This window comes from Streptomyces sp. NPDC047886, from assembly GCF_043204435.1.
In the GTDB taxonomy this organism is placed as follows: domain Bacteria; phylum Actinomycetota; class Actinomycetes; order Streptomycetales; family Streptomycetaceae; genus Streptomyces.
In genome coordinates, this window is record NZ_JBIDCF010000002.1 from 1,112,442 (window position 1) to 1,136,183 (window position 23,742).

At 69.9% G+C, this 23,742-nt stretch carries 21 protein-coding genes and 4 tRNA genes; 8 read left to right on the forward strand and 17 right to left on the reverse strand.

Annotation, left to right across the window (positions count from 1 at the left end; all coding sequences use genetic code 11):
- Positions 1-39 precede the first annotated feature (39 nt).
- From ACGF5U_RS10765 to ACGF5U_RS10805, 9 genes are all read right to left on the reverse strand, one after another.
- The gene (locus ACGF5U_RS10765) at positions 40-3,942 is read right to left on the reverse strand and encodes a DNA-directed RNA polymerase subunit beta' (RefSeq protein WP_392715961.1); all 3,903 of its coding nucleotides are present in this window, start codon (positions 3,940-3,942) and stop codon (positions 40-42) included.
- Between the two features lie 104 nt (positions 3,943-4,046).
- The gene (gene rpoB / locus ACGF5U_RS10770; protein WP_392715964.1) at positions 4,047-7,532 is read right to left on the reverse strand and encodes a DNA-directed RNA polymerase subunit beta; all 3,486 of its coding nucleotides are present in this window, start codon (positions 7,530-7,532) and stop codon (positions 4,047-4,049) included.
- A 533-nt stretch (positions 7,533-8,065) separates the two neighbouring features.
- Positions 8,066-8,446, reverse strand: coding sequence for a 50S ribosomal protein L7/L12 (gene rplL / locus ACGF5U_RS10775; RefSeq protein WP_392715966.1), 381 nt, complete (start codon positions 8,444-8,446; stop codon positions 8,066-8,068).
- A gap of 114 nt (positions 8,447-8,560) precedes the next feature.
- Complete coding sequence (rplJ, locus tag ACGF5U_RS10780; RefSeq protein ID WP_392715968.1) at positions 8,561-9,091, reverse strand: 50S ribosomal protein L10; 531 nt, start codon at positions 9,089-9,091, stop codon at positions 8,561-8,563.
- Between the two features lie 604 nt (positions 9,092-9,695).
- A complete protein-coding gene (rplA, locus tag ACGF5U_RS10785; RefSeq protein WP_168439436.1) occupies positions 9,696-10,418 on the reverse strand; it encodes a 50S ribosomal protein L1 in 723 nt (240 codons plus the stop codon).
- Between the two features lie 78 nt (positions 10,419-10,496).
- Positions 10,497-10,931 (reverse strand): 50S ribosomal protein L11, encoded by a 435-nt coding sequence (rplK, locus tag ACGF5U_RS10790; RefSeq protein WP_392715970.1) that lies wholly within the window; start codon positions 10,929-10,931, stop codon positions 10,497-10,499.
- Positions 10,932-11,108: 177 nt separating this feature from the next.
- The gene (nusG, locus tag ACGF5U_RS10795; RefSeq protein WP_392715972.1) at positions 11,109-11,981 is read right to left on the reverse strand and encodes a transcription termination/antitermination protein NusG; all 873 of its coding nucleotides are present in this window, start codon (positions 11,979-11,981) and stop codon (positions 11,109-11,111) included.
- A 78-nt stretch (positions 11,982-12,059) separates the two neighbouring features.
- Positions 12,060-12,347 carry a preprotein translocase subunit SecE gene (gene secE / locus ACGF5U_RS10800; protein WP_392715974.1) on the reverse strand — a complete coding sequence of 96 codons (288 nt, stop codon included), beginning with the start codon at positions 12,345-12,347 and terminating at the stop codon, positions 12,060-12,062.
- 102 nt (positions 12,348-12,449) lie between these two features.
- A tRNA-Trp gene (locus tag ACGF5U_RS10805) sits at positions 12,450-12,522 on the reverse strand.
- 237 nt (positions 12,523-12,759) lie between these two features.
- On the opposite strand from ACGF5U_RS10805, the gene ACGF5U_RS10810 reads away from it, so the two are divergent.
- Positions 12,760-13,986 (forward strand): pyridoxal phosphate-dependent aminotransferase, encoded by a 1,227-nt coding sequence (locus ACGF5U_RS10810; RefSeq protein WP_392715976.1) that lies wholly within the window; start codon positions 12,760-12,762, stop codon positions 13,984-13,986.
- Between the two features lie 141 nt (positions 13,987-14,127).
- On the forward strand, positions 14,128-15,171 hold the full coding sequence (locus tag ACGF5U_RS10815; protein WP_392715978.1) for an adenosine deaminase: 1,044 nt from the start codon (positions 14,128-14,130) through the stop codon (positions 15,169-15,171).
- Between the two features lie 56 nt (positions 15,172-15,227).
- Here the strand turns inward: ACGF5U_RS10815 and ACGF5U_RS10820 are convergent, their stop codons facing one another.
- From ACGF5U_RS10820 to ACGF5U_RS10845, 6 genes are all read right to left on the reverse strand, one after another.
- On the reverse strand, positions 15,228-16,283 hold the full coding sequence (locus ACGF5U_RS10820) for a UDP-N-acetylmuramate dehydrogenase (protein WP_392715980.1): 1,056 nt from the start codon (positions 16,281-16,283) through the stop codon (positions 15,228-15,230).
- A gap of 179 nt (positions 16,284-16,462) precedes the next feature.
- On the reverse strand, positions 16,463-16,891 hold the full coding sequence (locus tag ACGF5U_RS10825; protein WP_392715982.1) for a MaoC family dehydratase: 429 nt from the start codon (positions 16,889-16,891) through the stop codon (positions 16,463-16,465).
- 5 nt (positions 16,892-16,896) lie between these two features.
- Positions 16,897-17,349 carry a MaoC family dehydratase N-terminal domain-containing protein gene (locus ACGF5U_RS10830; RefSeq protein ID WP_392715984.1) on the reverse strand — a complete coding sequence of 151 codons (453 nt, stop codon included), beginning with the start codon at positions 17,347-17,349 and terminating at the stop codon, positions 16,897-16,899.
- A 102-nt stretch (positions 17,350-17,451) separates the two neighbouring features.
- A complete protein-coding gene (gene rpmG / locus ACGF5U_RS10835) occupies positions 17,452-17,616 on the reverse strand; it encodes a 50S ribosomal protein L33 (RefSeq protein WP_003956487.1) in 165 nt (54 codons plus the stop codon).
- Between the two features lie 88 nt (positions 17,617-17,704).
- Positions 17,705-17,777 (reverse strand) — tRNA-Met (locus tag ACGF5U_RS10840).
- Between the two features lie 47 nt (positions 17,778-17,824).
- Positions 17,825-17,897 (reverse strand) — tRNA-Thr (locus ACGF5U_RS10845).
- A 345-nt stretch (positions 17,898-18,242) separates the two neighbouring features.
- Between ACGF5U_RS10845 and ACGF5U_RS10850 the strand changes: the two genes are divergently transcribed.
- The 3 genes from ACGF5U_RS10850 to ACGF5U_RS10860 are packed head-to-tail and all read left to right on the forward strand — an operon-like array spanning position 18,243 to position 21,016.
- Positions 18,243-19,499 carry an amidohydrolase family protein gene (locus ACGF5U_RS10850; protein WP_392715986.1) on the forward strand — a complete coding sequence of 419 codons (1,257 nt, stop codon included), beginning with the start codon at positions 18,243-18,245 and terminating at the stop codon, positions 19,497-19,499.
- A 34-nt stretch (positions 19,500-19,533) separates the two neighbouring features.
- On the forward strand, positions 19,534-20,190 hold the full coding sequence (locus tag ACGF5U_RS10855) for an SDR family oxidoreductase (protein ID WP_392715988.1): 657 nt from the start codon (positions 19,534-19,536) through the stop codon (positions 20,188-20,190).
- 52 nt (positions 20,191-20,242) lie between these two features.
- Entirely contained in the window at positions 20,243-21,016 is a 774-nt protein-coding gene (locus ACGF5U_RS10860) for a hypothetical protein (RefSeq protein WP_392818361.1), read from the forward strand.
- A 175-nt stretch (positions 21,017-21,191) separates the two neighbouring features.
- Here ACGF5U_RS10860 and ACGF5U_RS10865 read toward each other — a convergent pair.
- Positions 21,192-21,273, reverse strand: a tRNA-Tyr gene (locus ACGF5U_RS10865).
- 191 nt (positions 21,274-21,464) lie between these two features.
- On the opposite strand from ACGF5U_RS10865, the gene ACGF5U_RS10870 reads away from it, so the two are divergent.
- The 3 genes from ACGF5U_RS10870 (at position 21,465) to ACGF5U_RS10880 (ending at position 23,456) form a co-directional block, all read left to right on the forward strand.
- Positions 21,465-21,953, forward strand: coding sequence for a YajQ family cyclic di-GMP-binding protein (locus ACGF5U_RS10870; protein ID WP_392715992.1), 489 nt, complete (start codon positions 21,465-21,467; stop codon positions 21,951-21,953).
- A gap of 154 nt (positions 21,954-22,107) precedes the next feature.
- On the forward strand, positions 22,108-22,614 hold the full coding sequence (locus tag ACGF5U_RS10875) for a methylated-DNA--[protein]-cysteine S-methyltransferase (RefSeq protein WP_392715994.1): 507 nt from the start codon (positions 22,108-22,110) through the stop codon (positions 22,612-22,614).
- 146 nt (positions 22,615-22,760) lie between these two features.
- Entirely contained in the window at positions 22,761-23,456 is a 696-nt protein-coding gene (locus ACGF5U_RS10880; protein WP_392716249.1) for an alpha-ketoglutarate-dependent dioxygenase AlkB family protein, read from the forward strand.
- Between the two features lie 7 nt (positions 23,457-23,463).
- On the opposite strand, the gene ACGF5U_RS10885 is transcribed toward ACGF5U_RS10880, so the two are convergent.
- Complete coding sequence (locus ACGF5U_RS10885) at positions 23,464-23,733, reverse strand: GlsB/YeaQ/YmgE family stress response membrane protein (protein WP_392715996.1); 270 nt, start codon at positions 23,731-23,733, stop codon at positions 23,464-23,466.
- Between the last annotated feature and the right edge of the window lie 9 nt (positions 23,734-23,742).

Here is a 23,742-nt window from a genome sequence, read left to right on the forward strand (position 1 = left end):
CACGGGGTGACCGCCCTTCGGTCGTTTCTCGGCTACGCCTTACTGGTTGTACGGACCGTAGTCGTAGTCCTCCAGCGGAACGGCCTGGCCGGAGCCGGTGCCGAACGGCGAGTAGTCGATGTCGTCGTAGCCGACGGCCGAGTACATCGCGGCCTTGGCCTCCTCGGTCGGCTCGACCCGGATGTTGCGGTAGCGGGACAGACCCGTACCGGCCGGGATGAGCTTACCGATGATGACGTTCTCCTTGAGGCCGATCAGGGAGTCCGACTTGGCGTTGATCGCCGCGTCGGTCAGCACCCGGGTCGTCTCCTGGAAGGACGCCGCCGACAGCCACGACTCGGTGGCGAGCGAGGCCTTGGTGATACCCATCAGCTGCGGACGGCCGGAGGCGGGGTGACCGCCCTCGGTGACCACACGACGGTTCTCGGTCTCGAACTTCGAGCGCTCCACGAGCTCGCCCGGCAGCAGCTCCGCGTCGCCGGACTCGATGATCGTCACACGGCGCAGCATCTGCCGGATGATGATCTCGATGTGCTTGTCGTGGATCGACACGCCCTGCGAGTTGTAGACCTTCTGGACCTCGCCGACCAGGTGGACCTGGACGGCCCGCTGGCCGAGGATGCGCAGCACGTCGTGCGGGTTCTCGGTACCCGCGGTGAGCTTCTGGCCCACCTCGACGTGGTCGCCCTCGTGCACCAGGACCTTGGCACGCTTCGAGATCGGGTAGGCCGTCTCGTCGCTGCCGTCGTCCGGGGTGACGACGATCTTCTTGGTCTTCTCGGTCTCCTCGATCCGGATACGGCCGGAGGCCTCCGAGATCGGGGCGACACCCTTGGGCGTACGAGCCTCGAAGAGCTCGACGACACGGGGCAGACCCTGGGTGATGTCGTCACCGGCCACACCACCGGTGTGGAAGGTACGCATCGTCAGCTGGGTACCGGGCTCACCGATGGACTGGGCGGCGATGATGCCGACCGCCTCACCGATGTCGACCAGCTTGCCGGTGGCGAGCGAACGGCCGTAGCAGTACGCACACGTGCCGACCGCCGACTCACAGGTCAGGACCGAGCGGGTCTTGACCTCCTCGACACCCGCGGCGACCAGCGCGTCGATCAGCACGTCACCGAGGTCGACGTTGGCCGGCGCGATGACCTTGCCGTCCACGACGACGTCCTCGGCGAGCATCCGCGCGTACACGGAGGTCTCGACGTCCTCCGCCTTGCGCAGGACACCGTCGGCGCCCTTCGAGGCGATCCGCAGCTTCAGACCGCGGTCGGTGCCGCAGTCCTCCTCGCGGATGATCACGTCCTGCGAGACGTCCACCAGACGACGGGTCAGGTAACCCGAGTCGGCGGTACGCAGGGCGGTGTCGGCGAGACCCTTACGGGCACCGTGCGTGGAGATGAAGTACTCCAGCACGGACAGGCCCTCGCGGAAGGACGCCTTGATCGGACGCGGGATGGTCTCGTTCTTGGCGTTCGACACCAGACCACGCATACCGGCGATCTGACGCATCTGCATCATGTTTCCACGAGCACCCGAGTTGACCATCATGAAGATGGGGTTGGTCTTCGGGAAGTTCTCGTTCATGGCCTCGGCGACCTCGTTGGTCGCCTTGGTCCAGATCGCGATGAGCTCCTGCGTGCGCTCGTCCTTGGTGATCAGACCGCGCTCGTACTGCTTCTGGATCTTCTCGTCCTGGGCCTCGTAGCCCTTGACGATCTCCTTCTTCGCCTCGGGAACGACGACGTCGGAGATGGCCACGGTGACACCGGAACGGGTCGCCCAGTAGAAGCCGGCCGCCTTCAGGTTGTCGAGCGTCGCCGCCACGATGACCTTGGGGTAGCGCTCGGCGAGGTCGTTGACGATCTCGGAGAGCTGCTTCTTGCCGACGGAGTAGTCGACGAACGGGTAGTCCTCGGGCAGCAGCTCGTTGAAGAGCGCGCGGCCCAGGGTCGTCCGCAGGCGGAAGCTGTCACCCTGCTGCCACGCGGGCTCGCCCTCCTCGTCCGCGACGGGCGGCGTCCAGCCGCGGGGCGGGACGGAGCCGACCGGGAAGCGGATGTCGACCTTCGCCTGGAGCGAGAGCTCCCGGGCGTCGAAGGCCATGATCGCCTCGGCGGTGGAGTTGAACGCCCGGCCCTCGCCCTTGACCTCCCGCTCCTCCTCGTCGGTGGTGAGGAAGAACAGACCGAGCACCATGTCCTGGGTCGGCATGGTGACCGGACGGCCGTCGGCCGGCTTGAGGATGTTGTTCGAGGACAGCATCAAGATGCGGGCCTCGGCCTGCGCCTCCGCGGAGAGCGGCAGGTGGACGGCCATCTGGTCACCGTCGAAGTCCGCGTTGAACGCGGTGCAGACGAGCGGGTGGATCTGGATGGCCTTGCCCTCGACCAGCTGCGGCTCGAAGGCCTGGATGCCGAGGCGGTGCAGCGTGGGCGCACGGTTCAGCAGAACCGGGTGCTCCGCGATGACCTCTTCCAGCACGTCGTACACGACCGTGCGGCCGCGCTCGACCATGCGCTTGGCGCTCTTGATGTTCTGCGCGTGGTTCAGGTCGACCAGGCGCTTCATCACGAACGGCTTGAAGAGCTCCAGCGCCATGGCCTTGGGCAGACCGCACTGGTGCAGCTTCAGCTGCGGGCCGACGACGATGACGGAACGCGCCGAGTAGTCGACTCGCTTGCCGAGCAGGTTCTGACGGAAGCGGCCCTGCTTGCCCTTCAGCATGTCGCTGAGGGACTTCAGGGGACGGTTGCCGGGGCCCGTGACCGGGCGGCCGCGACGGCCGTTGTCGAAGAGGGCGTCGACCGCCTCCTGGAGCATGCGCTTCTCGTTGTTCACGATGATCTCGGGCGCGCCGAGGTCGAGAAGCCGCTTCAGGCGGTTGTTGCGGTTGATGACGCGGCGGTACAGGTCGTTCAGGTCGGAGGTCGCGAAGCGGCCACCGTCCAGCTGCACCATCGGACGCAGGTCCGGCGGGATCACCGGGACGCAGTCCAGCACCATGCCCTTGGGGCTGTTGCTGGTCTGCAGGAACGCGGAGACGACCTTGAGGCGCTTGAGCGCACGGGTCTTCTTCTGGCCCTTGCCGGTACGGATGATCTCGCGGAGGCGCTCGGCCTCCTCGTCCAGGTCGAAGGACTCCAGGCGCTTCTGCAGCGCCGCGGCACCCATCGAACCGTCGAAGTACGTGCCGAAGCGGTCACGCAGCTCGCGGTAGAGGAGCTCGTCGCCCTCCAGGTCCTGGACCTTGAGGTTCTTGAAGCGGGTCCAGACCTCGTCGAGGCGGTCGATCTCGCGCTGCGCACGGTCGCGCAGCTGCTTCATCTCACGCTCGGCGCCCTCGCGCACCTTGCGGCGCACGTCGGCCTTGGCGCCCTCGGCCTCCAGCTCGGCCAGGTCGGTCTCGAGCTTCTTGGCGCGGGCCTCGAGGTCGGCGTCACGCCGGTTCTCGATCTGCTGGCGCTCGACGGAGACGTGGGCCTCCAGCGACGGCAGGTCGCGCGTACGGCGCTCGTCGTCCACGTACGTGATCATGTACGCGGCGAAGTAGATGACCTTCTCGAGGTCCTTCGGGGCGAGGTCGAGCAGGTAGCCCAGGCGGGACGGGACGCCCTTGAAGTACCAGATGTGCGTGACGGGGGCGGCGAGCTCGATGTGGCCCATCCGCTCACGGCGCACCTTGGCGCGGGTGACCTCGACGCCACACCGCTCACAGATGATGCCCTTGAAGCGGACGCGCTTGTACTTGCCGCAGTAGCACTCCCAGTCCCGGGTCGGGCCGAAGATCTTCTCGCAGAAGAGGCCGTCCTTCTCGGGCTTCAGGGTGCGGTAGTTGATGGTCTCCGGCTTCTTAACCTCGCCGTGGGACCACTGCCGGATGTCGTCCGCGGTGGCCAGGCCGATCCGCAGCTCGTCGAAGAAGTTGACGTCGAGCACTATGCGTCAATCCCTCTCAGGGTTCGTGTCAATCAATGGTCTGTACGGGTCGCTGGGCGAGGCCGGCCGGATACTCGTCGCCGGGTATCCGGCCGGCCGACCCGTCAGACCTCTTCGACGCTGCTCGGCTCGCGCCGGGACAGGTCGATGCCGAGCTCCTCCGCAGCGCGGAAGACGTCCTCGTCGGTGTCGCGCATCTCGATGGACATGCCGTCCGATGACAGCACCTCCACGTTGAGGCACAGGGACTGCATCTCCTTGATGAGCACCTTGAAGGACTCGGGGATGCCGGGCTCGGGGATGTTCTCGCCCTTGACGATGGCCTCGTAGACCTTCACGCGGCCGGTGACGTCGTCGGACTTGATGGTCAGCAGCTCCTGGAGGGCGTAGGCGGCGCCGTATGCCTCCAGCGCCCACACCTCCATCTCACCGAAGCGCTGGCCACCGAACTGAGCCTTACCACCCAGCGGCTGCTGGGTGATCATCGAGTACGGGCCGGTCGACCGGGCGTGCAGCTTGTCGTCGACCAGGTGGTGCAGCTTGAGGATGTACATGTACCCGACCGAGATCGGGTCCGGGAACGGCTCGCCGGAGCGGCCGTCGAACAGGCGCGCCTTGCCGGACGGCAGCATCATGCGGTCGCCGTCGCGGTTCGGGATGGTGTGCTCCAGCAGACCGGCCAGCTCGTCCTCACGGGCACCGTCGAAGACCGGGGTCGCGACGTTGGTGCGGGGCTCGACGCGGTCGGCGCCGATGCTCTGCAGACGCTCGGCCCACTCGTCGGCGAGGCCGGAGACGTCCCAGCCCTGGCTGGCGAGCCAGCCGAGGTGGATCTCCAGGACCTGTCCCGGGTTCATTCGGGACGGGACGCCGAGCGGGTTGAGGATGATGTCGACCGGGGTGCCGTCCTCCAGGAACGGCATGTCCTCGATCGGCAGGATCTTGGAGATGACGCCCTTGTTGCCGTGACGGCCGGCGAGCTTGTCACCGTCGGTGATCTTGCGCTTCTGCGCCACGTACACGCGCACGAGCTGGTTCACACCGGGGGGAAGCTCGTCGCCCTCCTCGCGGTCGAAGACGCGGACGCCGATGACCTTGCCGGTCTCGCCGTGCGGCACCTTCAGCGAGGTGTCACGGACCTCACGGGCCTTCTCACCGAAGATCGCGCGGAGCAGGCGCTCCTCCGGCGTCAGCTCGGTCTCACCCTTGGGCGTGACCTTGCCGACGAGGATGTCGCCGGCGACGACCTCGGCACCGATACGGATGATGCCGCGCTCGTCCAGGTCCGCGAGGACCTCCTCGGAGACGTTCGGGATGTCCCGGGTGATCTCCTCGGGGCCGAGCTTGGTGTCACGGGCGTCGACCTCGTGCTCCTCGATGTGGATCGAGGAGAGGACGTCGTCCTGCACGAGGCGCTGCGACAGGATGATCGCGTCCTCGTAGTTGTGGCCCTCCCACGGCATGAACGCGACGAGCAGGTTCTTGCCGAGCGCCATCTCACCGTTCTCGGTGGCCGGGCCGTCGGCCAGGACCTGGCCCTCGATGACCCGGTCGCCCTCGGAGACGACGACCTTCTGGTTGACGGAGGTGCCCTGGTTGGAGCGGGAGAACTTGGCGATGCGGTACGTGGTGTACGTGCCGTCGTCGTTGGCGACGGTGATGTAGTCGGCCGAGACCTCCTGGATCACACCGTCCTTCTCCGCCTTGATGACGTCACCGGCGTCGGTGGCGCAGCGGTACTCCATGCCGGTGCCGACGAGCGGGGCCTCCGACTTGATGAGCGGAACGGCCTGCCGCATCATGTTCGCGCCCATGAGGGCGCGGTTGGCGTCGTCGTGCTCGAGGAACGGGATCATGGCGGTCGCGACCGACACCATCTGGCGCGGCGAGACGTCCATGTAGTTCACGTCGTCGGGCGCGACGTAGTCGACCTCGCCGCCACGGCGGCGGACCAGCACGCGGGCCTCGGCGAACCGGAGCTCGTCGGTGAGCGGCGCGTTGGCCTGGGCGATGACGAAGCGGTCCTCCTCGTCGGCGGTCAGGTAGTCCACCTCGTCGGTGACCTGGCCGTCGACGACCTTGCGGTACGGCGTCTCGACGAAGCCGAACGCGTTGACGCGGCCGTACGAGGCGAGCGAACCGATCAGACCGATGTTCGGGCCTTCGGGGGTCTCGATCGGGCACATGCGTCCGTAGTGGGACGGGTGCACGTCACGGACCTCGAAGCCGGCCCGCTCACGGGACAGACCACCCGGGCCGAGCGCGGACAGACGACGCTTGTGCGTCAGCCCGGACAGCGGGTTGTTCTGGTCCATGAACTGGGACAGCTGGCTGGTGCCGAAGAACTCCTTGATGGAGGCGACGACCGGCCGGATGTTGATCAGGGTCTGCGGCGTGATCGCCTCGACGTCCTGGGTCGTCATGCGCTCGCGCACGACGCGCTCCATCCGGGCCAGACCCGTACGGACCTGGTTCTGGATGAGCTCGCCGACGTTGCGCAGACGACGGTTGCCGAAGTGGTCGATGTCGTCGGTCTCGACGACGATCTGGGTGCCGTTCTCGCCGATCGTCTCGGTCTCGCCCGCGTGGAGCTTCACCAGGTACTTGATCGTGGCGATGATGTCGTCGGTGGTGAGGACACCGGCGTCCAGCGGCTCGTCGGCGCCGAGCTTCTTGTTCACCTTGTAGCGGCCGACCTTGGCGAGGTCGTAGCGCTTGGGGTTGAAGTAGAGGTTCTCGAGCAGCGTCTGAGCGGCCTCACGCGTCGGCGGCTCGCCCGGACGCAGCTTGCGGTAGATGTCGAGCAGCGCGTCGTCCTGGCCCTGGGTGTGGTCCTTCTCCAGGGTGGCGCGCATGGACTCGTACTCGCCGAACTCCTGGAGGATCTGCTCGGTGGTCCACCCGAGCGCCTTCAGCAGGACGGTCACGGACTGCTTGCGCTTGCGGTCGATGCGGACACCGACCATGTCGCGCTTGTCGATCTCCATCTCCAGCCAGGCACCCCGGGACGGGATGATCTTGGCGGAGAAGATGTCCTTGTCGGACGTCTTGTCGATGGAGGAGTCGAAGTAGACACCCGGCGAGCGGACGAGCTGCGACACCACGACACGCTCGGTGCCGTTGATGACGAAGGTGCCCTTGTTGGTCATGAGCGGGAAGTCGCCCATGAAGACCGTCTGCGACTTGATCTCGCCGGTCTCGTTGTTGGTGAACTCGGCCGTGACGAAGAGCGGCGCGGCGTACGTGAAGTCGCGCTCCTTGCACTCGTCGATCGAGTTCTTCGGGGGCTCGAAGCGGTGGTCGCGGAAGGTCAGCGACATCGACCCGGAGAAGTCCTCGATCGGAGAGATCTCCTCGAAGATCTCCTCCAGACCGGACTTGGTGGGGACGTCCTGTCCGGACTCCAGAGCCGCCTCGACACGAGCCTTCCACGCGGCGTTGCCGAGCAGCCAGTCAAAGCTCTCGGTCTGCAGCGCGAGCAGGTTCGGAACCTCGAGGGGCTCCTTGATCTTTGCAAAGGAGATGCGCAGCGGGGCGGTGCTTGCGCCGTTGTTCGTATTCGCGGTCGAGGCGTTGCGCGAGGCGGCCAAGAGGGGGTCCTTCCGAGGGCTCGGACTCACTACGCGCGTACCGGTCCCTCGCCGGACACGGAGACAGACATTCCCGATTCAGCCAAAAGGGCCTGGTCAGGACGTTCGGTCAACTGTGCTCTTGCGAGGGGATGCCCCTGGTGACGGGCAGGGGGCAGCTAACAGGCAGCGCAAAGGGTCAGTGTAGCCACTTGGCCCACTGATGTCCAGGGCGAGTAATTCGCGACCCTCGTTGTTCTCAACTCCGCGGCACCTCGCGCTGTCGGCGCACCTCGATACTGCCCGTTCGGTCGTCGATCCATGCCTCGGATCCGGATCGTTGTGACGACGCGTCCTGAGAATTGCGCGCTGCGTGCGGTTCGTCAAGGCCCCCGGGCGAGCCGGGCGCACGGCGAAGATCACCATACTCCCCGCCGGGCGCGGTGCACGACAGGCGTCACGGGAACGCCGAAGGGCGATCACCCGTATGGGTGATCGCCCTTGGCGGACGCCCGCAGAGGGCGTCATGGCGGGTCAGGAGACCCGCCGTGAGGTCACTTGACCTCGACAGCCGCGCCGGCGGCCTTGAGGGACTCGGCGGCCTTCTCGGCCTGCTCCTTGTTGACCTTCTCGAGGACCGGCTTCGGGGTGCCGTCGACGAGGTCCTTGGCCTCCTTCAGGCCCAGGGAGGTCAGCTCACGCACGACCTTGATGACCTGGATCTTCTTGTCACCGGCGCCGGTGAGGATGACGTCGAACTCGTCCTTCTCCTCAGCGACCTCGGCCGGGACACCCGGGACGCCGACGGCGGCGGCGACCGGAGCGGCGGCGGTGACGTCGAACTTCTCCTCGAACGCCGAAACGAACGCGGCGAGCTCGATGAGGGTCATCTCCTCGAACTGCGCGAGCAGGTCTTCCTGAGACAGCTTCGCCATGATGGCGGTCCTTCCACTAATTCGGCTGGTGCCGGATGTACATGTGTGGCGGGCGTACGTTGGGCCCGCTGTGACCGTCGCCCGTGTCAGGCGGCGATCAATGTGCGAGCCGAATTACTCGGCACCGCCCTGCTCGGCCTGCTTGGCGCGCAGCGCGTCCACGGTGCGGACGAGCTTCGACGGGAGCGCCTGGAAGAGCGCGGCAGCCTGGGACTGCTTGCCCTTCATGGCGCCCGCCAGCTTGGCGAGCAGAACCTCGCGGGACTCGAGGTCCGCAAGCTTCTTGATCTCATCGGCGGACAGCGCCTTGCCATCAAGGACACCGCCCTTGATGATCAGGTTCGGGTTGTCCTTGGCGAAGTCACGAAGACCCTTCGCCGACGTCACCGGGTCACCGGTGATGAAGGCAACCGCCGTCGGACCAGAGAACTGGTCGTCGAGCGAGGTGATCCCGGCCTCGTTGGCCGCAATCTTGGTCAGCGTGTTCTTCACCACGGCGTACTGGGCGTTCTCACCGAGCGAACGGCGCAGCTCCTTGAGCTGTGCCACGGTGAGACCGCGGTACTCGGTCAGCACGGCGGCGTTCGAGCTGCGGAACTTGTCCGTCAGCTCGGCAACCGCGGCGGACTTGTCGGGCCTCGCCATGAGCCTCGGCCTCCTTCCGGGTGATTCGGACCGCAGTGGCTGAAGGAAGGAGACTGGGCAAAACGAAACGCCCCGGCGCAGGCGCACGGGGCGTGACTCAACCGGTTCCGCTCACGAGGAACGGCGTCCAGGAGTTCATCCACTGTCACCTGCGCAGGTCGTCCGCAGCTAGCGGATCCTTCGGCCGCCGCGCCTCTGTACGAGAGCACGGCAACGACCAGCGGTCTTTGGCTTCTGTAGGAGAGTACGGGACCGTCCTCCGTCAGGCAAATCGCCCCCTTCGCCGGAGCACGGCCGTCCTCGCGCCCCTCCGGGGACCGGCCGCCGTGCGCCGCCTCTCAGGCCGCGTCGCGCCCCTCAGGCACCGCGTCGCACCCTGCGGAACGCCGGGCACCCGCCGGACGCCCGCCCGGCCCTCAGGGCCCCGCACGGCCCGCCGCGCGCCGTCCTCCTGTCGGCCTTCCCGCCGCGCGCCGCCCTGCCGTCGGCCGTCCCGCCTCCCGCCTCCCGCCTCCCGCCTCCCGCCGGGAACGAGTCGGCCCCCGCTGCTCCGGGGAGCTGCGGGGGCCGGTGTCGAACCGGGTGAGCCGTCGGGCTCCGCGGGTCAGACCGCCGCCGGGTCCTCCTCGACGAGGAGGTTGCGGGTGCGGTTGGAGTCCAGCGGGATGCCGGGGCCCATCGTGGTGGTCAGGGTCGCCTTCTTGATGTAGCGGCCCTTCGCGGCGGACGGCTTCAGTCGGAGGATCTCCTCCAGCGCCGCGGCGTAGTTCTCCACCAGCTTGGTCTCGTCGAAGGAGACCTTGCCGATGATGAAGTGCAGGTTCGCGTGCTTGTCGACACGGAACTCGATCTTGCCGCCCTTGATGTCGGTGACGGCCTTGGCGACGTCCATCGTGACGGTGCCGGTCTTCGGGTTCGGCATCAGACCACGCGGACCGAGCACGCGGCCGAGGCGGCCGACCTTGCCCATGAGGTCCGGGGTGGCGACGACGGCGTCGAAGTCCAGACGCCCCTTCGCGACCTCGTCGATCAGTTCGTCGGAGCCGACGATGTCGGCGCCCGCGGCCTCCGCGGCCGCAGCACGGTCACCGGTCGCGAAGACCAGGACCCGGGCGGTCTTACCGGTGCCGTGCGGAAGGTTCACGGTGCCACGGACCATCTGGTCGGCCTTGCGCGGGTCGACACCCAGGCGGAAGGCGACCTCGACGGTGCCGTCGAACTTGGTGGTGGCGGTGTCCTTGGCGAGACGGACGGCCTCGAGGGGGGCGTAGTTCCGCTCCCGGTCGACCTTGGCGTCCGCGCCGCGGAGAGCCTTGCTGCGCTTCACTTCTTCTCCTGCTGTTCAGGTACGGAGTTGTGGTGCGGGCCGGCGCATGGCCCTACCACGAGGGGGTGACGGGGCTGATCAGCCCTCGACCGTGATGCCCATGGAACGGGCGGTGCCGGCGATGATCTTCTCGGCGGCGTCCAGGTCGTTGGCGTTCAGGTCGGGCATCTTGACCGTGGCGATCTCGCGGACCTGGGCGCTCGTCAGCTTGGCGACCTTGGTCTTGTGCGGCTCGCCGGAGCCCTTGTCCACACCCGCGGCCTTGAGGATCAGCTTGGCGGCCGGCGGAGTCTTGGTGACGAAGGTGAAGGAACGGTCCTCGTAGACCGTGATCTCCACCGGCACGACCATGCCACGCTGCGACTCGGTCGCGGCGTTGTAGGCCTTGCAGAACTCCATGATGTTGACGCCGTGCTGACCCAGCGCGGGGCCGACCGGCGGAGCCGGGTTGGCCGCGCCGGCCTGGATCTGGAGCTTGATAAGCCCCGTGACCTTCTTCTTCTTGGGAGGCATTGCTCTCTCCGGGTCCTAGTGAGAGTTTTCCAGCCTCCGACCCGATCATCCGGATGGAGGCATACCGCACCACGATAACGGGTATCACCGTGCGGCTAAAAACCGAGCAGGTCAGACCGGCTGCGAGAGCGGGTCTGACCTGGTCGGAGGCGTGTGTTCCAGAAGGCGCCGGTCGGGCTAGTTCTTCTGGATCTGGTCGAAGCTGAGCTCGACCGGGGTCTCGCGGCCGAAGATCTCGACGAGGCCCTTGACCTTCTTCGAGTCGGCGTTGATCTCGTTGATGGTGGCCTGGAGCGTCGCGAACGGGCCGTCGGTGACGGTGACCGAGTCGCCGACCTCGAAGTCCAGCACCTGCACCTCGACCTTGCGGGCGGGCGCCGGCTTGCCCTCGGCCTCGGCGGCCTCGCGGGCGGCCTTCTCCTCGGCCTCCGGGGCGAGCATCTTGACGATCTCGTCCAGGGTCAGCGGGTACGGGTCGTAGGCGTTGCCGACGAAGCCGGTGACACCGGGCGTGTTGCGGACGACACCCCAGGACTCGTTTGTCAGGTCCATACGGACGAGCACGTAGCCGGGCAGCTTGTTCTGCTTGACGTTCTTGCGCTCGCCGCCCTTGATCTGGACGATCTCTTCCTCGGGGACCTCGGCCTGGTAGATGAAGTCCTCGACGTTCAGCGAGACGGCACGCTGCTCCAGGTTCGCCTTCACGCGCTTCTCGTAGCCCGCGTAGGTGTGGATGACGTACCACTCGCCGGGCAGGGCGCGCAGCTCGTCGCGGAGCGCGGCGACCGGGTCGACCGGCGCGGCCGGCTCCTCCTCGGCCTCTGAGGTCTCGTCGGCCTCGGCCTCGGCGGCCTCGGCAACGGCCTCCGCCTCGGCGTCGCCCTCGTCCTCAGCGGCCTCGTCCGCGTCCTCGACGTCCTCGACGTCGAGCACGGTGTCCTCGGCCGACTCGCCGACAGCGGCGTCCGCAGCTTCCGCCTGGTCCTCGTCGGCCGCCTCGACGACGTCGAGCTCGTCCTGGGCGGACTCGTTCAGGTTCGGGTCAGACACGGTGGCTGCTTCTTCCTGGATACAGATTGGGGTGGAACATGCGAAAAGGGGCGCCGGGGTGGGCGCCCTCCGCGGGAATCAGCCGAAGACGTACTTGACTGCTTCCTGGAAGCCGAGATCGATGACGGTCACAAGACCAATCATGATGACAACGAAGATGATCACAACCGTGGTGTACGTGGTCAGCTGGCTCCGAGTCGGCCAGACGACCTTCCGCAGCTCCGCCACGATCTGACGGTAGAAGAGCGCGAGACGGCCCAGCGGGCCCTTCTTTCCGCGCTTGCCGCCCTTGCGGCCCTTCTTCTTCGACTCAGGTGTTGCGTCCTCGGCATCAGGCATGTCGATGGAGCCTACGGCGTCCGTCACTTCTCTCACCTGATTCCGGGTCGGCCGTGCCGCGCCCGGGTGGAGCCGCACGGCGGTGCAATGACATACATACCTGCGCACACAACCTGGCGGTGTGTGTAGCAGGGCCGGAGGGACTTGAACCCCCAACCTTCGGTTTTGGAGACCGGTGCTCTACCAATTGAGCTACGACCCTATGTGGTTCTCCCCCAACCTACCGCATCCGTGGAGGTGGTCGGTGAGGGCCAACGAGCAGAGAGTGTACGTGGTCAGGGGCCCTGCGTCGAACAGAAAGCCCGGGACGTCTTCAGGAGACCTCCGCACGCCGCTCCGACGCGGCCGTCCCCCGGCCGTCCCCCGGCGGTGTCCACGGCGGTGTCCGTACCGCGAAACCTGTGTGTCCGGCCCGTTCGGGGTCTGCGACGATGGCCGCATGAGCGCTGCAACTCCTCCCACCGAGCGCCGGGTCTCCGCCCGCATCGGCGCGATCTCCGAGTCCGCGACCCTCGCCGTCGACGCCAAGGCCAAGGCCCTCAAGGCCGCCGGGCGTCCGGTGATCGGCTTCGGTGCCGGCGAGCCCGACTTCCCGACGCCCGGCTACATCGTCGAGGCCGCCGTCGAGGCCTGCCGCGACCCGAAGTACCACCGCTACACGCCGGCCGGCGGCCTGCCCGAGCTGAAGGCCGCCATCGTCGCCAAGACGCTGCGCGACTCCGGCTACGAGATCGACCCGTCCAACGTCCTCGTGACCAACGGCGGCAAGCAGGCGATCTACGAGGCGTTCGCCGCGATCCTGGACCCGGGCGACGAGGTCATCGTCCCGGCCCCGTACTGGACGACGTACCCGGAGTCGATCCGGCTCGCGGGCGGCGTCCCGGTCGAGGTCGTCGCCGACGAGACCACCGGCTACCGGGTGTCGGTGGAGCAGCTGGAGGCGGCGCGTACGGAGCGGACCAAGGTGGTCCTGTTCGTGTCCCCGTCGAACCCGACCGGCGCGGTGTACTCCCGTGAGGACGCCGAGGCGATCGGCCGCTGGGCCGTGGAGCACGGCCTGTGGGTGCTGACGGACGAGATCTACGAGCACCTGGTGTACGGCGACGCGGTCTTCACGTCGCTGCCCGCGCTCGTGCCCGAGCTGCGCGAGAAGTGCGTGGTCGTGAACGGTGTCGCGAAGACGTACGCCATGACCGGCTGGCGCGTGGGGTGGATCGTCGGCCCGAAGGACGTGGTCAAGGCCGCGACGAACCTCCAGTCGCACGCCACGTCCAACGTCTCGAACGTCGCGCAGGTCGCCGCGCTGGCCGCCGTCTCCGGCGACCTGGACGCGGTCGCCGATATGCGGACGGCGTTCGACCGCCGCCGCCAGACCATCGTGCGGATGCTCAACGAGATCGACGGCGTCGTCTGCCCCACCCCGGAGGGCGCCTTCTACGCGTACCCGTCCGTGAAGGGGCTCCTGGGCAAGGAGATCCGCGGCAAGCGCCCGCAGACGTCCATGGAGCTGGCCGCGCTGATCCTCGACGAGGTCGAGGTCGCGGTCGTCCCGGGCGAGGCGTTCGGCACGCCGGGCTACCTGCGGCTCTCCTACGCGCTGGGCGACGAGGACCTGGTCGAGGGCGTGTCCCGGCTGCAGAAGCTCCTCGCGGAGGCGCGCGACTAGGAGTGCTTCGTACCCGACTCGTGTGTGGGTGGGCAGGGCCCCGGTCGATCCCTTCGGCCGGGGCCCGCTCTTTCGTTCCCGCTCACACCCGTTCGGGGAAAGGGGCTGCCGTACGGCGGGTGTCTGCGGCAAGATCCGGGGATGGAGCACGCCGTCCGGGATCTGAAACTGCTGCCGAAGGCCCATCTGCATCTGCACTTCACGGGGTCGATGCGGCCCGGCACCCTGCTGGAGCTCGCCGACAAGTACGGCGTACACCTGCCCGAGGCGCTGACCGGCGGTGAGCCGCCGAAGCTGCGCGCCACCGACGAGCGGGGCTGGTTCCGGTTCCAGCGGCTGTACGACATCGCCCGGTCCTGCCTGCGGGCGCCCGAGGACATCCGGCGGCTGGTGCGGGAGGCGGCCGAGGAGGACGTGCGGGACGGGTCGGGGTGGCTGGAGATCCAGGTCGACCCCACCTCGTACGCGCCCCGGCTGGGTGGGCTCATCCCCGCGCTGGAGATCATCCTGGACGCGGTGGATGACGCCTCGCGGCAGACCGGCCTGGGCATGCGGGTGCTGGTCGCGGCCAACCGGATGAAGCACCCGCTGGACGCCCGCACGCTGGCTCGGCTGGCCGTGCGGTACGCGGACCGGGGCGTGGTGGGCTTCGGGCTCTCCAACGACGAGCGCAGGGGCATGGCGCGGGACTTCGACCGGGCCTTCGCGATCGCCCGGGAGGGCGGCCTGCTGGCGGCGCCGCACGGCGGCGAGCTGACGGGTCCGGCCTCCGTACGGGACTGCCTGGACGACCTGCGGGCGGGGCGCATCGGGCACGGGGTGCGGGCGGCGGAGGACCCGCGGCTGCTGCGGCGGCTGGCCGAGCGGGGGGTGACGTGCGAGGTGTGCCCGGCGTCGAACGTGGCGCTCGGTGTGTACGAGAAGCCCGAGCACGTGCCGCTGCGGACGTTCTTCGAGGCGGGCGTGCCGATGGCGCTGGGCGCGGACGACCCGCTGCTGTTCGGCGCGCGCCTGGCGGACCAGTACGAGCTCGCCCGCCTGCACCACGGCTTCACCGACGCCGAGCTGGCGGAGCTGGCCCGGCAGTCGGTGCGCGGCTCGGTGGCGCCGGAGCACGTCAAGGAGAAGCTGCTGTCCGGCGTAGACGGCTGGCTGGCCGCCGAACCGGCCGTCACAGCGCGCTGAGCCGGGCGAGCCCGTGCGCCGGGGTCTCCCGGGCGGCAGCCGGGTGGCCGGGGCGGTTACAGGGACACGCCGACCGTGACCGGCTCGTTGACCAGGGTGATGCCGAAGGCGTCGCGTACGCCTGCCACGACCTCGCGGGCGAGGGCGAGCAGGTCCTCCGTGGTGGCCTCGCCGCGATTGGTGAGGGCGAGGGTGTGCTTGGTGGAGATACGGGCGGGCCCGGAGCCGTATCCCTTGGTGAAGCCCGCCTTGTCGATCAGCCAGGCGGCCGACGTCTTGATGTGCCCCTCCCCCGCCGGGTAGGCGGGCGGGGCGGCGTCGGGGCCGAGACGGTCGTGGACGCGCGTGAGGAACGTCTCGTACGCGGTCTCGGTGAGGATCGGGTTGGTGAAGAAGGAGCCGGCCGACCAGGTGTCGTGGTCCTCCGGGTCCAGGACCATGCCCTTGCCCGCGCGCAGCGCGAGCACCGTCTCGCGGGCGGCCGCGACCGGGACGCGCTCGCCGACCGCGACGCCCAGGACGCGCGCGGTCTCCGCGTACCTGACCGGGGCGCTCATGCCGTGGGCGTCCTCCAGCTCGAACCGGACCCGCAGGACGACATAGCGGTCCGGGTCGGCCTTGAAGCGGCTGTGGCGGTACGAGAAGGCGCAGTCGGCGTTCGGGATCGTCACCGTGCGCTCGGCCCGCCGGTCGTAGGCCACGACCTCCGTGATGGTGGTGGAGACCTCCTGGCCGTACGCCCCGACGTTCTGGATCGGGGTGGCCCCGGCGGAGCCCGGAATCCCGGCCAGGCACTCGATGCCGGCGAGACCCGCCTCGATCGTGCGCGCGACGGCGTCCGACCAGACCTCGCCCGCCGCGAGCTCCAGGCGCGTGCCGTCGAGGGTGAGGCCCCTCGTCGCGATGCGCAGGGCGGTGCCGTCGAAGCCCTTGTCGCCGATGACGAGGTTGGAGCCGCCGCCGACGAGCAGCAGCGGCGTGCCGGTGGCGTCCGCGTCCCTTACGGCCGCGATGACCTCGTCATCGGTCGTGGCCGTGAGGAGGCGGTTCGCCGGCCCGCCGAGCCGGAAGGTCGTCAAGGGGGCGAGGGGGGCGTCGTGGAGTTCCTGCACGGGCTCAAGAGTACGGGGCGGCTACGACAGCGCCCGCGCGTCGCCCCCGGGACGCCCTCCGCGCGGGCGGGGGAGAGCGCTGAACGCCCTCCGCGCGGGGCGGGCGGGACGCGGGGCGGGGGCGGCGCCGACTGGAGCCGCCCCCGCCCGTACCGCGCGCCGTACCGCGCGTCCTCGCCTCAGGCGAGCTGGACCACCGCGCGGGACATGCCCAGGACCTTCTGGCCCGCGCTCATGGCGGTGAGGTCGACCCGGACGCGCTTGTCCTCCAGCTTCGCGGCGACCTTGGCGGTGACCTCGATCAGCGCGCCCTTGTCGTCGTTGGGGACGACGACCGGCTTCGTGAAGCGGACCCCGTACTCGACCACGGCGGCCGGGTCGCCCACCCAGTCGGTGACGACCCGGACGGCCTCGGCCATGGTGAACATGCCGTGCGCGATGACGTCCGGCAGGCCGACCTCGACGGCGAACTTCTCGTTCCAGTGGATCGGGTTGAAGTCGCCGGAAGCGCCCGCGTACCGCACGAGTGTGGCGCGCGTCACGGGGAAGTCGGCCGCCGGGAGTTCCGTACCGACCTCGACGTCGTCGAATGCGATCTTCGCGGTCATCCGTCTCACGCCTCCTCTGCCGCTCGGGCCACGAGCTTGGTCCAGGCGGTCACCACATGGTCGCCGGTCGCGTCGTGCACCTCGCCCCGGATGTCGAGGATGTCGTTGCCCGCCATGGACTTGATGGCCTCGATGGTGGAGGTGACCGTGAGCCGGTCCCCCGCGCGTACGGGCCGGGTGTACGCGAACTTCTGGTCGCCGTGCACGACGCGGCTGTAGTCCAGGCCGAGCTGCGGGTCGGAGATCACCGCTCCCGCGGCCTTGAATGTGATCGCGAACACAAAGGTCGGCGGGGCGATCACATCAGGGTGACCGAGCGCTTTCGCGGTCTCCGCGTCCGTGTACGCGGGATTCCCGTCGCCGACGGCCTCCGCGAACTCCCGGATCTTTTCCCGGCCGACTTCGTACGGCGCGGTGGGCGGATAGGTACGCCCCACGAAGGACTGGTCGAGCGCCATGGGCTCGATACCTCCTGACGGTTCGGATGACCTGCTGTCGTACTGCGGTACAAACGACGCGAGGCCGCCCCCAGTGGGGACGGCCTCGTGTACGAGCCTGATTCAGCGCGTCTCGCGGTGCGCGGTGTGCGAGTTGCAGCGCGGGCAGTGCTTCTTCATCTCAAGACGGTCCGGGTTGTTACGCCGGTTCTTCTTGGTGATGTAGTTCCGCTCCTTGCACTCCACGCAGGCCAGCGTGATCTTCGGGCGGACGTCGGTGGCAGCCACGTGAGTGCTCCTTGGACGGACGGTTGACGGATGAACGCAGAAAAGAGTAGCCGATCGAAGGACCGACCCCACAATCGGCTACTGTGTGTAGCGGTGACCGGACTTGAACCGGTGACACAGCGATTATGAGCCGCTTGCTCTACCGACTGAGCTACACCGCTGTGATGCTGGATCTCCTCACCCGAAGGTGAGGATCACCGAACACCAGAGCCCCAATACGGAATCGAACCGTAGACCTTCTCCTTACCATGGAGACGCTCTGCCGACTGAGCTATTGGGGCGAGCGATGAAGACATTACACGGTCGTCCGCCGTTCGCCCAAATCCGTTTCCCGCCCCTCCACGAGGGCCGCCCGAGCTCGCGCCGCACGTGCGGGATCGCGGCGCCCCGGGTGCGGGATCACGGCCGCCCCCCGTGCGGGATCGCGGGGGGCGTACAGCCCGCCCCACACGGCCCCGTACGCCACACGTGCCCCACGCCGGTACGACTATTGCGCTCCTCCTCGAAGCCCGGACGGTCCGCCCCTAGGCTCGGCTCACGTTGCGTGATCTTGCACGTACGGACGGCCCCGGCGTACGGACGTGCCTTCCCCGCCCCGTCACGCCCGAGCCCCCGCCAGGAGCCCGATGTCCTCCGACAGGTTCTCCGACGACCAGCAGCCGCGGCCGAGGCCCCACCGGCCCGAGGGCGCCCTCACCGACAGCGGCACGCTGCTCCTGTGCGGCGCCCGCCTCACCGACGGCCGGACCGTCGACGTCCGGCTCGGCGGCGGGCGCATCGAGGCGGTCGGCACCACCGGCAGCCTCGCCGCGCACGGGGCCCGCGTCGACCTGGCCGGCTATCTGCTGCTGCCCGCGCCGGCCGAGCCCCACGCCCACGCCGACACCGCGCTCAGCGCCGACTCGCCCGGCCCCGTCTCATACGCCGCCGACGACGTGCAGCGCCGCGCCACGGAGGCCGCGCTGCTCCAGCTCGGGCACGGCGCGACCGCCCTGCGCACCCACGTCCGCATCGGCGACGTACAGGGGCTGCGCTCGCTGGAGGCGGTGCTCCAGGCGCGGCGCTCGCTGCGCGGCCTGGCCGACCTGGCGGCGGTCGCGGTGCCCCGGCTGCTCACCGGGGTCGCGGGGGCGGACGGACTGGCGATTCTGCGGGACGCGCTGAAGATGGGCGCCGGGGTGGTCGGCGGGTGCCCCGACCTGGACCCGGACCCGACGGGGTACGCGGAGGCGGTGCTGGAGCTGGCCGCCGAGCACGGCTGCCCCGTCGACCTGCACACCGACGGTGACGATCCGGCGCGGCTGGCCCGCCTCGCGGCCATGGCGGGCGGGCTGCGGCCGGGCGTGGCCATCGGGCCGTGCGGGGCGCTGGGGCGGCTCCCCGGGGACGCGCAGGCGCGGGTGGCGGACCAGCTCGCGGCGGCCGGCGTGACGGTGATGTGCCTGCCGCAGGGCGGCTGCGGCGGTACGGGGACACGGGGCGTGGCGCCGGTGCGGGTGCTGCGCTCGGCGGGCGTGCGCCTCGCGGCGGGCAGCGGGGCGCTGCGGGACGTGGCCAACCCGGTGGGGCGGGGCGATCCGCTGGAGGCGGCGTACCTGCTGGCCTCGCAGTACGGCCTGCCGCCGCGCGAGGCGTACGGGGCGGTGAGCGCGGGGGCGCGGGAGGCGATGGGCCTGGCGGCGGTACGGGTGGAGGCGGGGTTCCCGGCGGAGCTGCTCGCGGTGCGCGGGGAACGGCTGTCGGGTGTGCTCTCTCTGGCGTACAGCCGGATCGTGGTGCACCGGGGGCGGGTCGTGGCGCGGACCAGCGCGGTACGCGAGTACTGCGACTCGGCGGCGGCGCTCGAACTGCCCCGGCAGGGCCGCCCGGATCCCGGCCCGTGAGCGCTTTGCGCGTTCGCGCCGTACGGTCGTGAGCATGCGCATCGTCATCGCTGGAGGACACGGGCGGATCGCCCTGCGACTGGAGCGGCTGCTGGCGGCGGCCGGGCACGAGGCCGCGGGCGTCATCCGCAACCTGGAGCAGGCGCCCGCCGTGCGGGAGGCCGGGGCCGAACCGGTTCTGCTGGACCTGGAGTCGGCGTCCGTGGAGATGGTCGCGGCCGTGCTGCAGGGCGCCGACGTCGCGGTCTTCGCGGCGGGCGCGGGTCCCGGCAGCGGCGCGGCCCGCAAGGACACCGTCGACCGGGCGGCGGCGGTCCTGTTCGCCGACGCGGCGGAACGGGCACACGTACGGCGGTACATCGTCGTGTCGTCGATGGGCGCCGACCCGGACCACCGGGGCGACGAGGTCTTCGACGCGTACCTGCGCGCGAAGGGCGAGGCCGACGCGTACGTACGGTCCCGGAGCGGCCTCGACTGGACGATCCTGCGCCCCGGAACCCTGACGGACGACCGGGGCACGGGCCTGGTCCGCCTGCAGGCGTCGACGGGCCGGGCGTCGGTCCCGCGCGACGACGTCGCCGCCGTCCTCGCCGAACTGGTGGAGACCCCGGCGACCGCGGGCCTGACCCTGGAACTCGTCTCCGGCTCCGTCCCGGTGGCGGTCGCCGTGAAGGCGGTCGCGGGCAACTGACCTGCGGGTCGCGTCGGGTTGAGTGCCCGTCAGAAGGGTGCGTCGTGGAGCCATGATGGGGAGCGTCATCGCAGTCCTCGGCCTGCTCGTCTCCGTGGCGACGGCGATCGCCGGCTACCGCCACGGGCGTCGCGTCGAAGAGGCGCAGCGGCTTCGCGACGAGCGCGAGCGGGAGGAGCGCGGGCGGCGCGCCGAGGAGGCCGCGCGGGTGGAGCGCAGGCGTCAGGCCAGCTGGATCCAGGCGTACGCCGAGGCCGGCGGCCGCAGGTACACCGTCCACAACGGCAGCAGTCAGCCGATCACCGACGTCCGGGTGGGGGCTGTCGGCGGCCCGCTCCTCTCCCCCGACGACGGGCAGTTGCTGCTCCCCGGTCGCGCGGTGACGGTTCCCGCGCCCACCGACGAGGCCGGCCGCGCCGTCGCCGAGAGGAACCTCTTCGTGGTGTTCACCGACGTCACCGGGCGCACCTGGCGGCGCAGCGCCCTGGGCTACCTCCAGGAGCGGGTGTCGGCGCCGGACGGCCCGCCCGCGTGGGGTCCCTCCATGCCGCCGCTGATCGAGCGCTTCCAGCCCCCGCCCGCTCCCCCGCCCACCGGGCCGCCCGAGGGGCCGCCGACCGTCAGGCACACCGACCGGCCCTCGCTCGGACAGGCCGAGCGGCCCCCGGGCCGCCCGACGCGGCCCCCGGTCTTCCCCGCCGATTCCCGGCCCGGCGCCGGAAGCGTCCTCCGGTCGCGGCCCGCGATCGGCTGGCGCGCGCTCTTCGTCCTCGGCTGCCTCGGCGCCGCGGCCGCCGTGTCCTACCTTCTCGCCCAGCTGTTCTAGCGCCGTGCGGGGAGCGCGGAGGGATCACCACGCGTGCGGGGTCCGGCGGTCGCCGGGACCGCGAAGGCGGCCACCGCCGCAGGATCACCCACGCGTGCGGGCCCCGGCTCGGGCCCCGTGCGCAGCAGAACGGCCCCTGATCAACGTTTCCGCTGATCAGGGGCCGTTTTCCGCGTGGCGGCGCCAGGATTCGAACCTGGGTAGGCTAAGCCGACGGATTTACAGTCCGCTCCCATTGGCCACTCGGGCACACCGCCATGGGATGTCGCTCCGGCGCCCGCTTTCCCGCGGTGCTCCGTGGCAACGACGTAAACGATACCTGATGCTCGGGGGTGCTCCGCCACCGGATTGATCAGCGCTCCGGGCGGTTGCGGGTGGCTAGGCTTTGCGGTGGCGCCGGGCGAGCCCGGGCGTACGTCAAGCACCCCGATACAAGGAGCCACAGGACATGGCCGACTCCAGTTTCGACATCGTCTCGAAGGTCGAGCGGCAGGAGGTCGACAACGCCCTCAACCAGGCGGCGAAGGAGATCTCGCAGCGTTACGACTTCAAGAACGTCGGGGCCTCCATCGCCTGGTCCGGCGAGAAGATCCTGATGCAGGCGAACTCCGAGGAGCGGGTCACGGCGATCCTCGACGTCTTCCAGTCCAAGCTGATCAAGCGCGGTATCTCGCTGAAGGCGCTGGACGCCGGCGAGCCGCAGCTGTCCGGCAAGGAGTACAAGATCTTCGCCACGATCGAGGAGGGCATCTCCCAGGACAACGCCAAGAAGGTGGCGAAGATCATCCGGGATGAGGGTCCCAAGGGCGTCAAGGCGCAGGTCCAGGGCGACGAGCTGCGGGTCAGCTCGAAGAGCCGCGACGACCTCCAGGCGGTCATCGCCCTGCTGAAGGGCAAGGACTTCGACTTCGCGCTGCAGTTCGTGAACTACCGCTGAGCGGGCGGTAAGCGGGTACGTGGGGCGGTACGGCCAGGGTGCCGGACCGCCCCGCCCTGTGTCCGGGCAGGCTCGTGTCGGATTTCCGCCAGCGCGGGCGGCCGTCCGGGGGTCAGACTGACGGGACAGGACCACCAGCCGTGAGGGACGAGTCATGACCGTGTACGCCGACGTCGACGGGCCGCTGGGCACCATGCTGCTGGTCGGCGAGGAGGCCGCGGACGGGACGACCGCGCTCGCCTCGCTGTCCCTGCCGGGGCAGCGGGGCGGGGCCGAGGTCCTGGACGGCTGGCGCCACGCGCCGGAGGCGTTCGAGGACATCGCCGCGCAGCTGCGGGCCTACTTCGCCGGGCGGCTGACCCGCTTCGCCATCCCGTACGCCGATGCCGGCACGGACTTCCAGCGGCGGGTGTGGCGGGCGGTGGAGGAGATCCCGTACGGCTCGACGGTGACGTACGGGGAGATCGCCGCGCGCGTCGGCTCGGGCGGGCCGGCGGTACGGGCCGTGGGCACCGCGATCGGGCGGAATCCGCTGCTCGTGGTGCGGCCCTGCCATCGGGTCATCGGGGCGGACGGGGCGCTGCGGGGCTACGCGGGCGGCCTCGACCGCAAGGAGCGGCTGCTCGGCCTGGAAGGCGCGCTCGTCCGGCCACCGGCGTGAGCGGCACGGCCACCGGAGTGGGCGGTGCGGGCGCGGGCGCGGGCGGCGCGGGCGCGGGCAGTGCGGAAGTGGGCGGCGCGGGCGCGGGAGTGGGCGGCGCGGGCGCGGGAGTGGGCGGTGCGGGTGCGGGCGGCGCGGGCGCGGGAATGGGCGGCGCGGGCAGTGCGGGTGCGGGCGGTGCGCTGTTCCGGCTGCCGGGTGGGCGGACCGAGGTCGCGCCCGGCGCCGTGCATGTGCCGGGGTGGCTGCCGGTGGAGGTCCAGCGCGAGTTGGTCGAGGCGTGCCGGGGATGGGCGCGCGGGCCCGTACCGCTCCGGCACACCGTGCTGCCGGGCGGCGGGGTGATGTCCGTACGGACGGTGTGTCTGGGCTGGCACTGGCAGCCGTACCGCTACACCCGCACCGCCGGTGACGTGAACGGCGCCCGGGTCGCTCCCTTCCCGGACCGGCTGGCCCGGCTCGGCCGGGCGGCGGTGACCGAGGCGTACGGGGAGGGGCGGGGCGACGCGTACGCGCCAGACGCGGCGCTGATCAACTTCTACGACTCCGCCGCCCGGATGGGCATGCACCAGGACAGGGAGGAACGGTCCGGGGCCCCGGTGGTGTCGCTGAGCATCGGCGACAGCTGTGTCTTCCGGTTCGGGAACACCGCGGGCCGGGGGCGGCCGTACACGGACGTGGAGCTCGCGTCGGGTGACCTGTTCGTGTTCGGCGGGCCGTCGCGGTTCGCGTACCACGGCGTGCCGAAGGTGTACCCGGGGACGGGCGACCCCGCGACCGGGATGCGCGGGGGCCGGCTGAACATCACCCTGCGCGTGACAGGGCTTGCGGCGGTGGACTGACGCCCGCTCAGCGCGAGCGCGAGTGGCCGAACAGGATCCGGTACGCGATGAGCAGCACCAGCGAACCGCCGATCGCCGCGAGCCAGGTGGCGCCATCGTAGAAGTCGTTGACGACCGGCCTGTCGAGGAACCGGGCCGACAGCCAGCCGCCGGTGAAGGCACCCGCGACACCGATGAGCGTGGTGCCGATCAGCCCGCCCGGATCGCGTCCGGGCAGCAGGACCTTGGCGATGACTCCGGCGACGAGCCCCAGGACGATCCAGCTGATCACGCTCATACCCCGCAC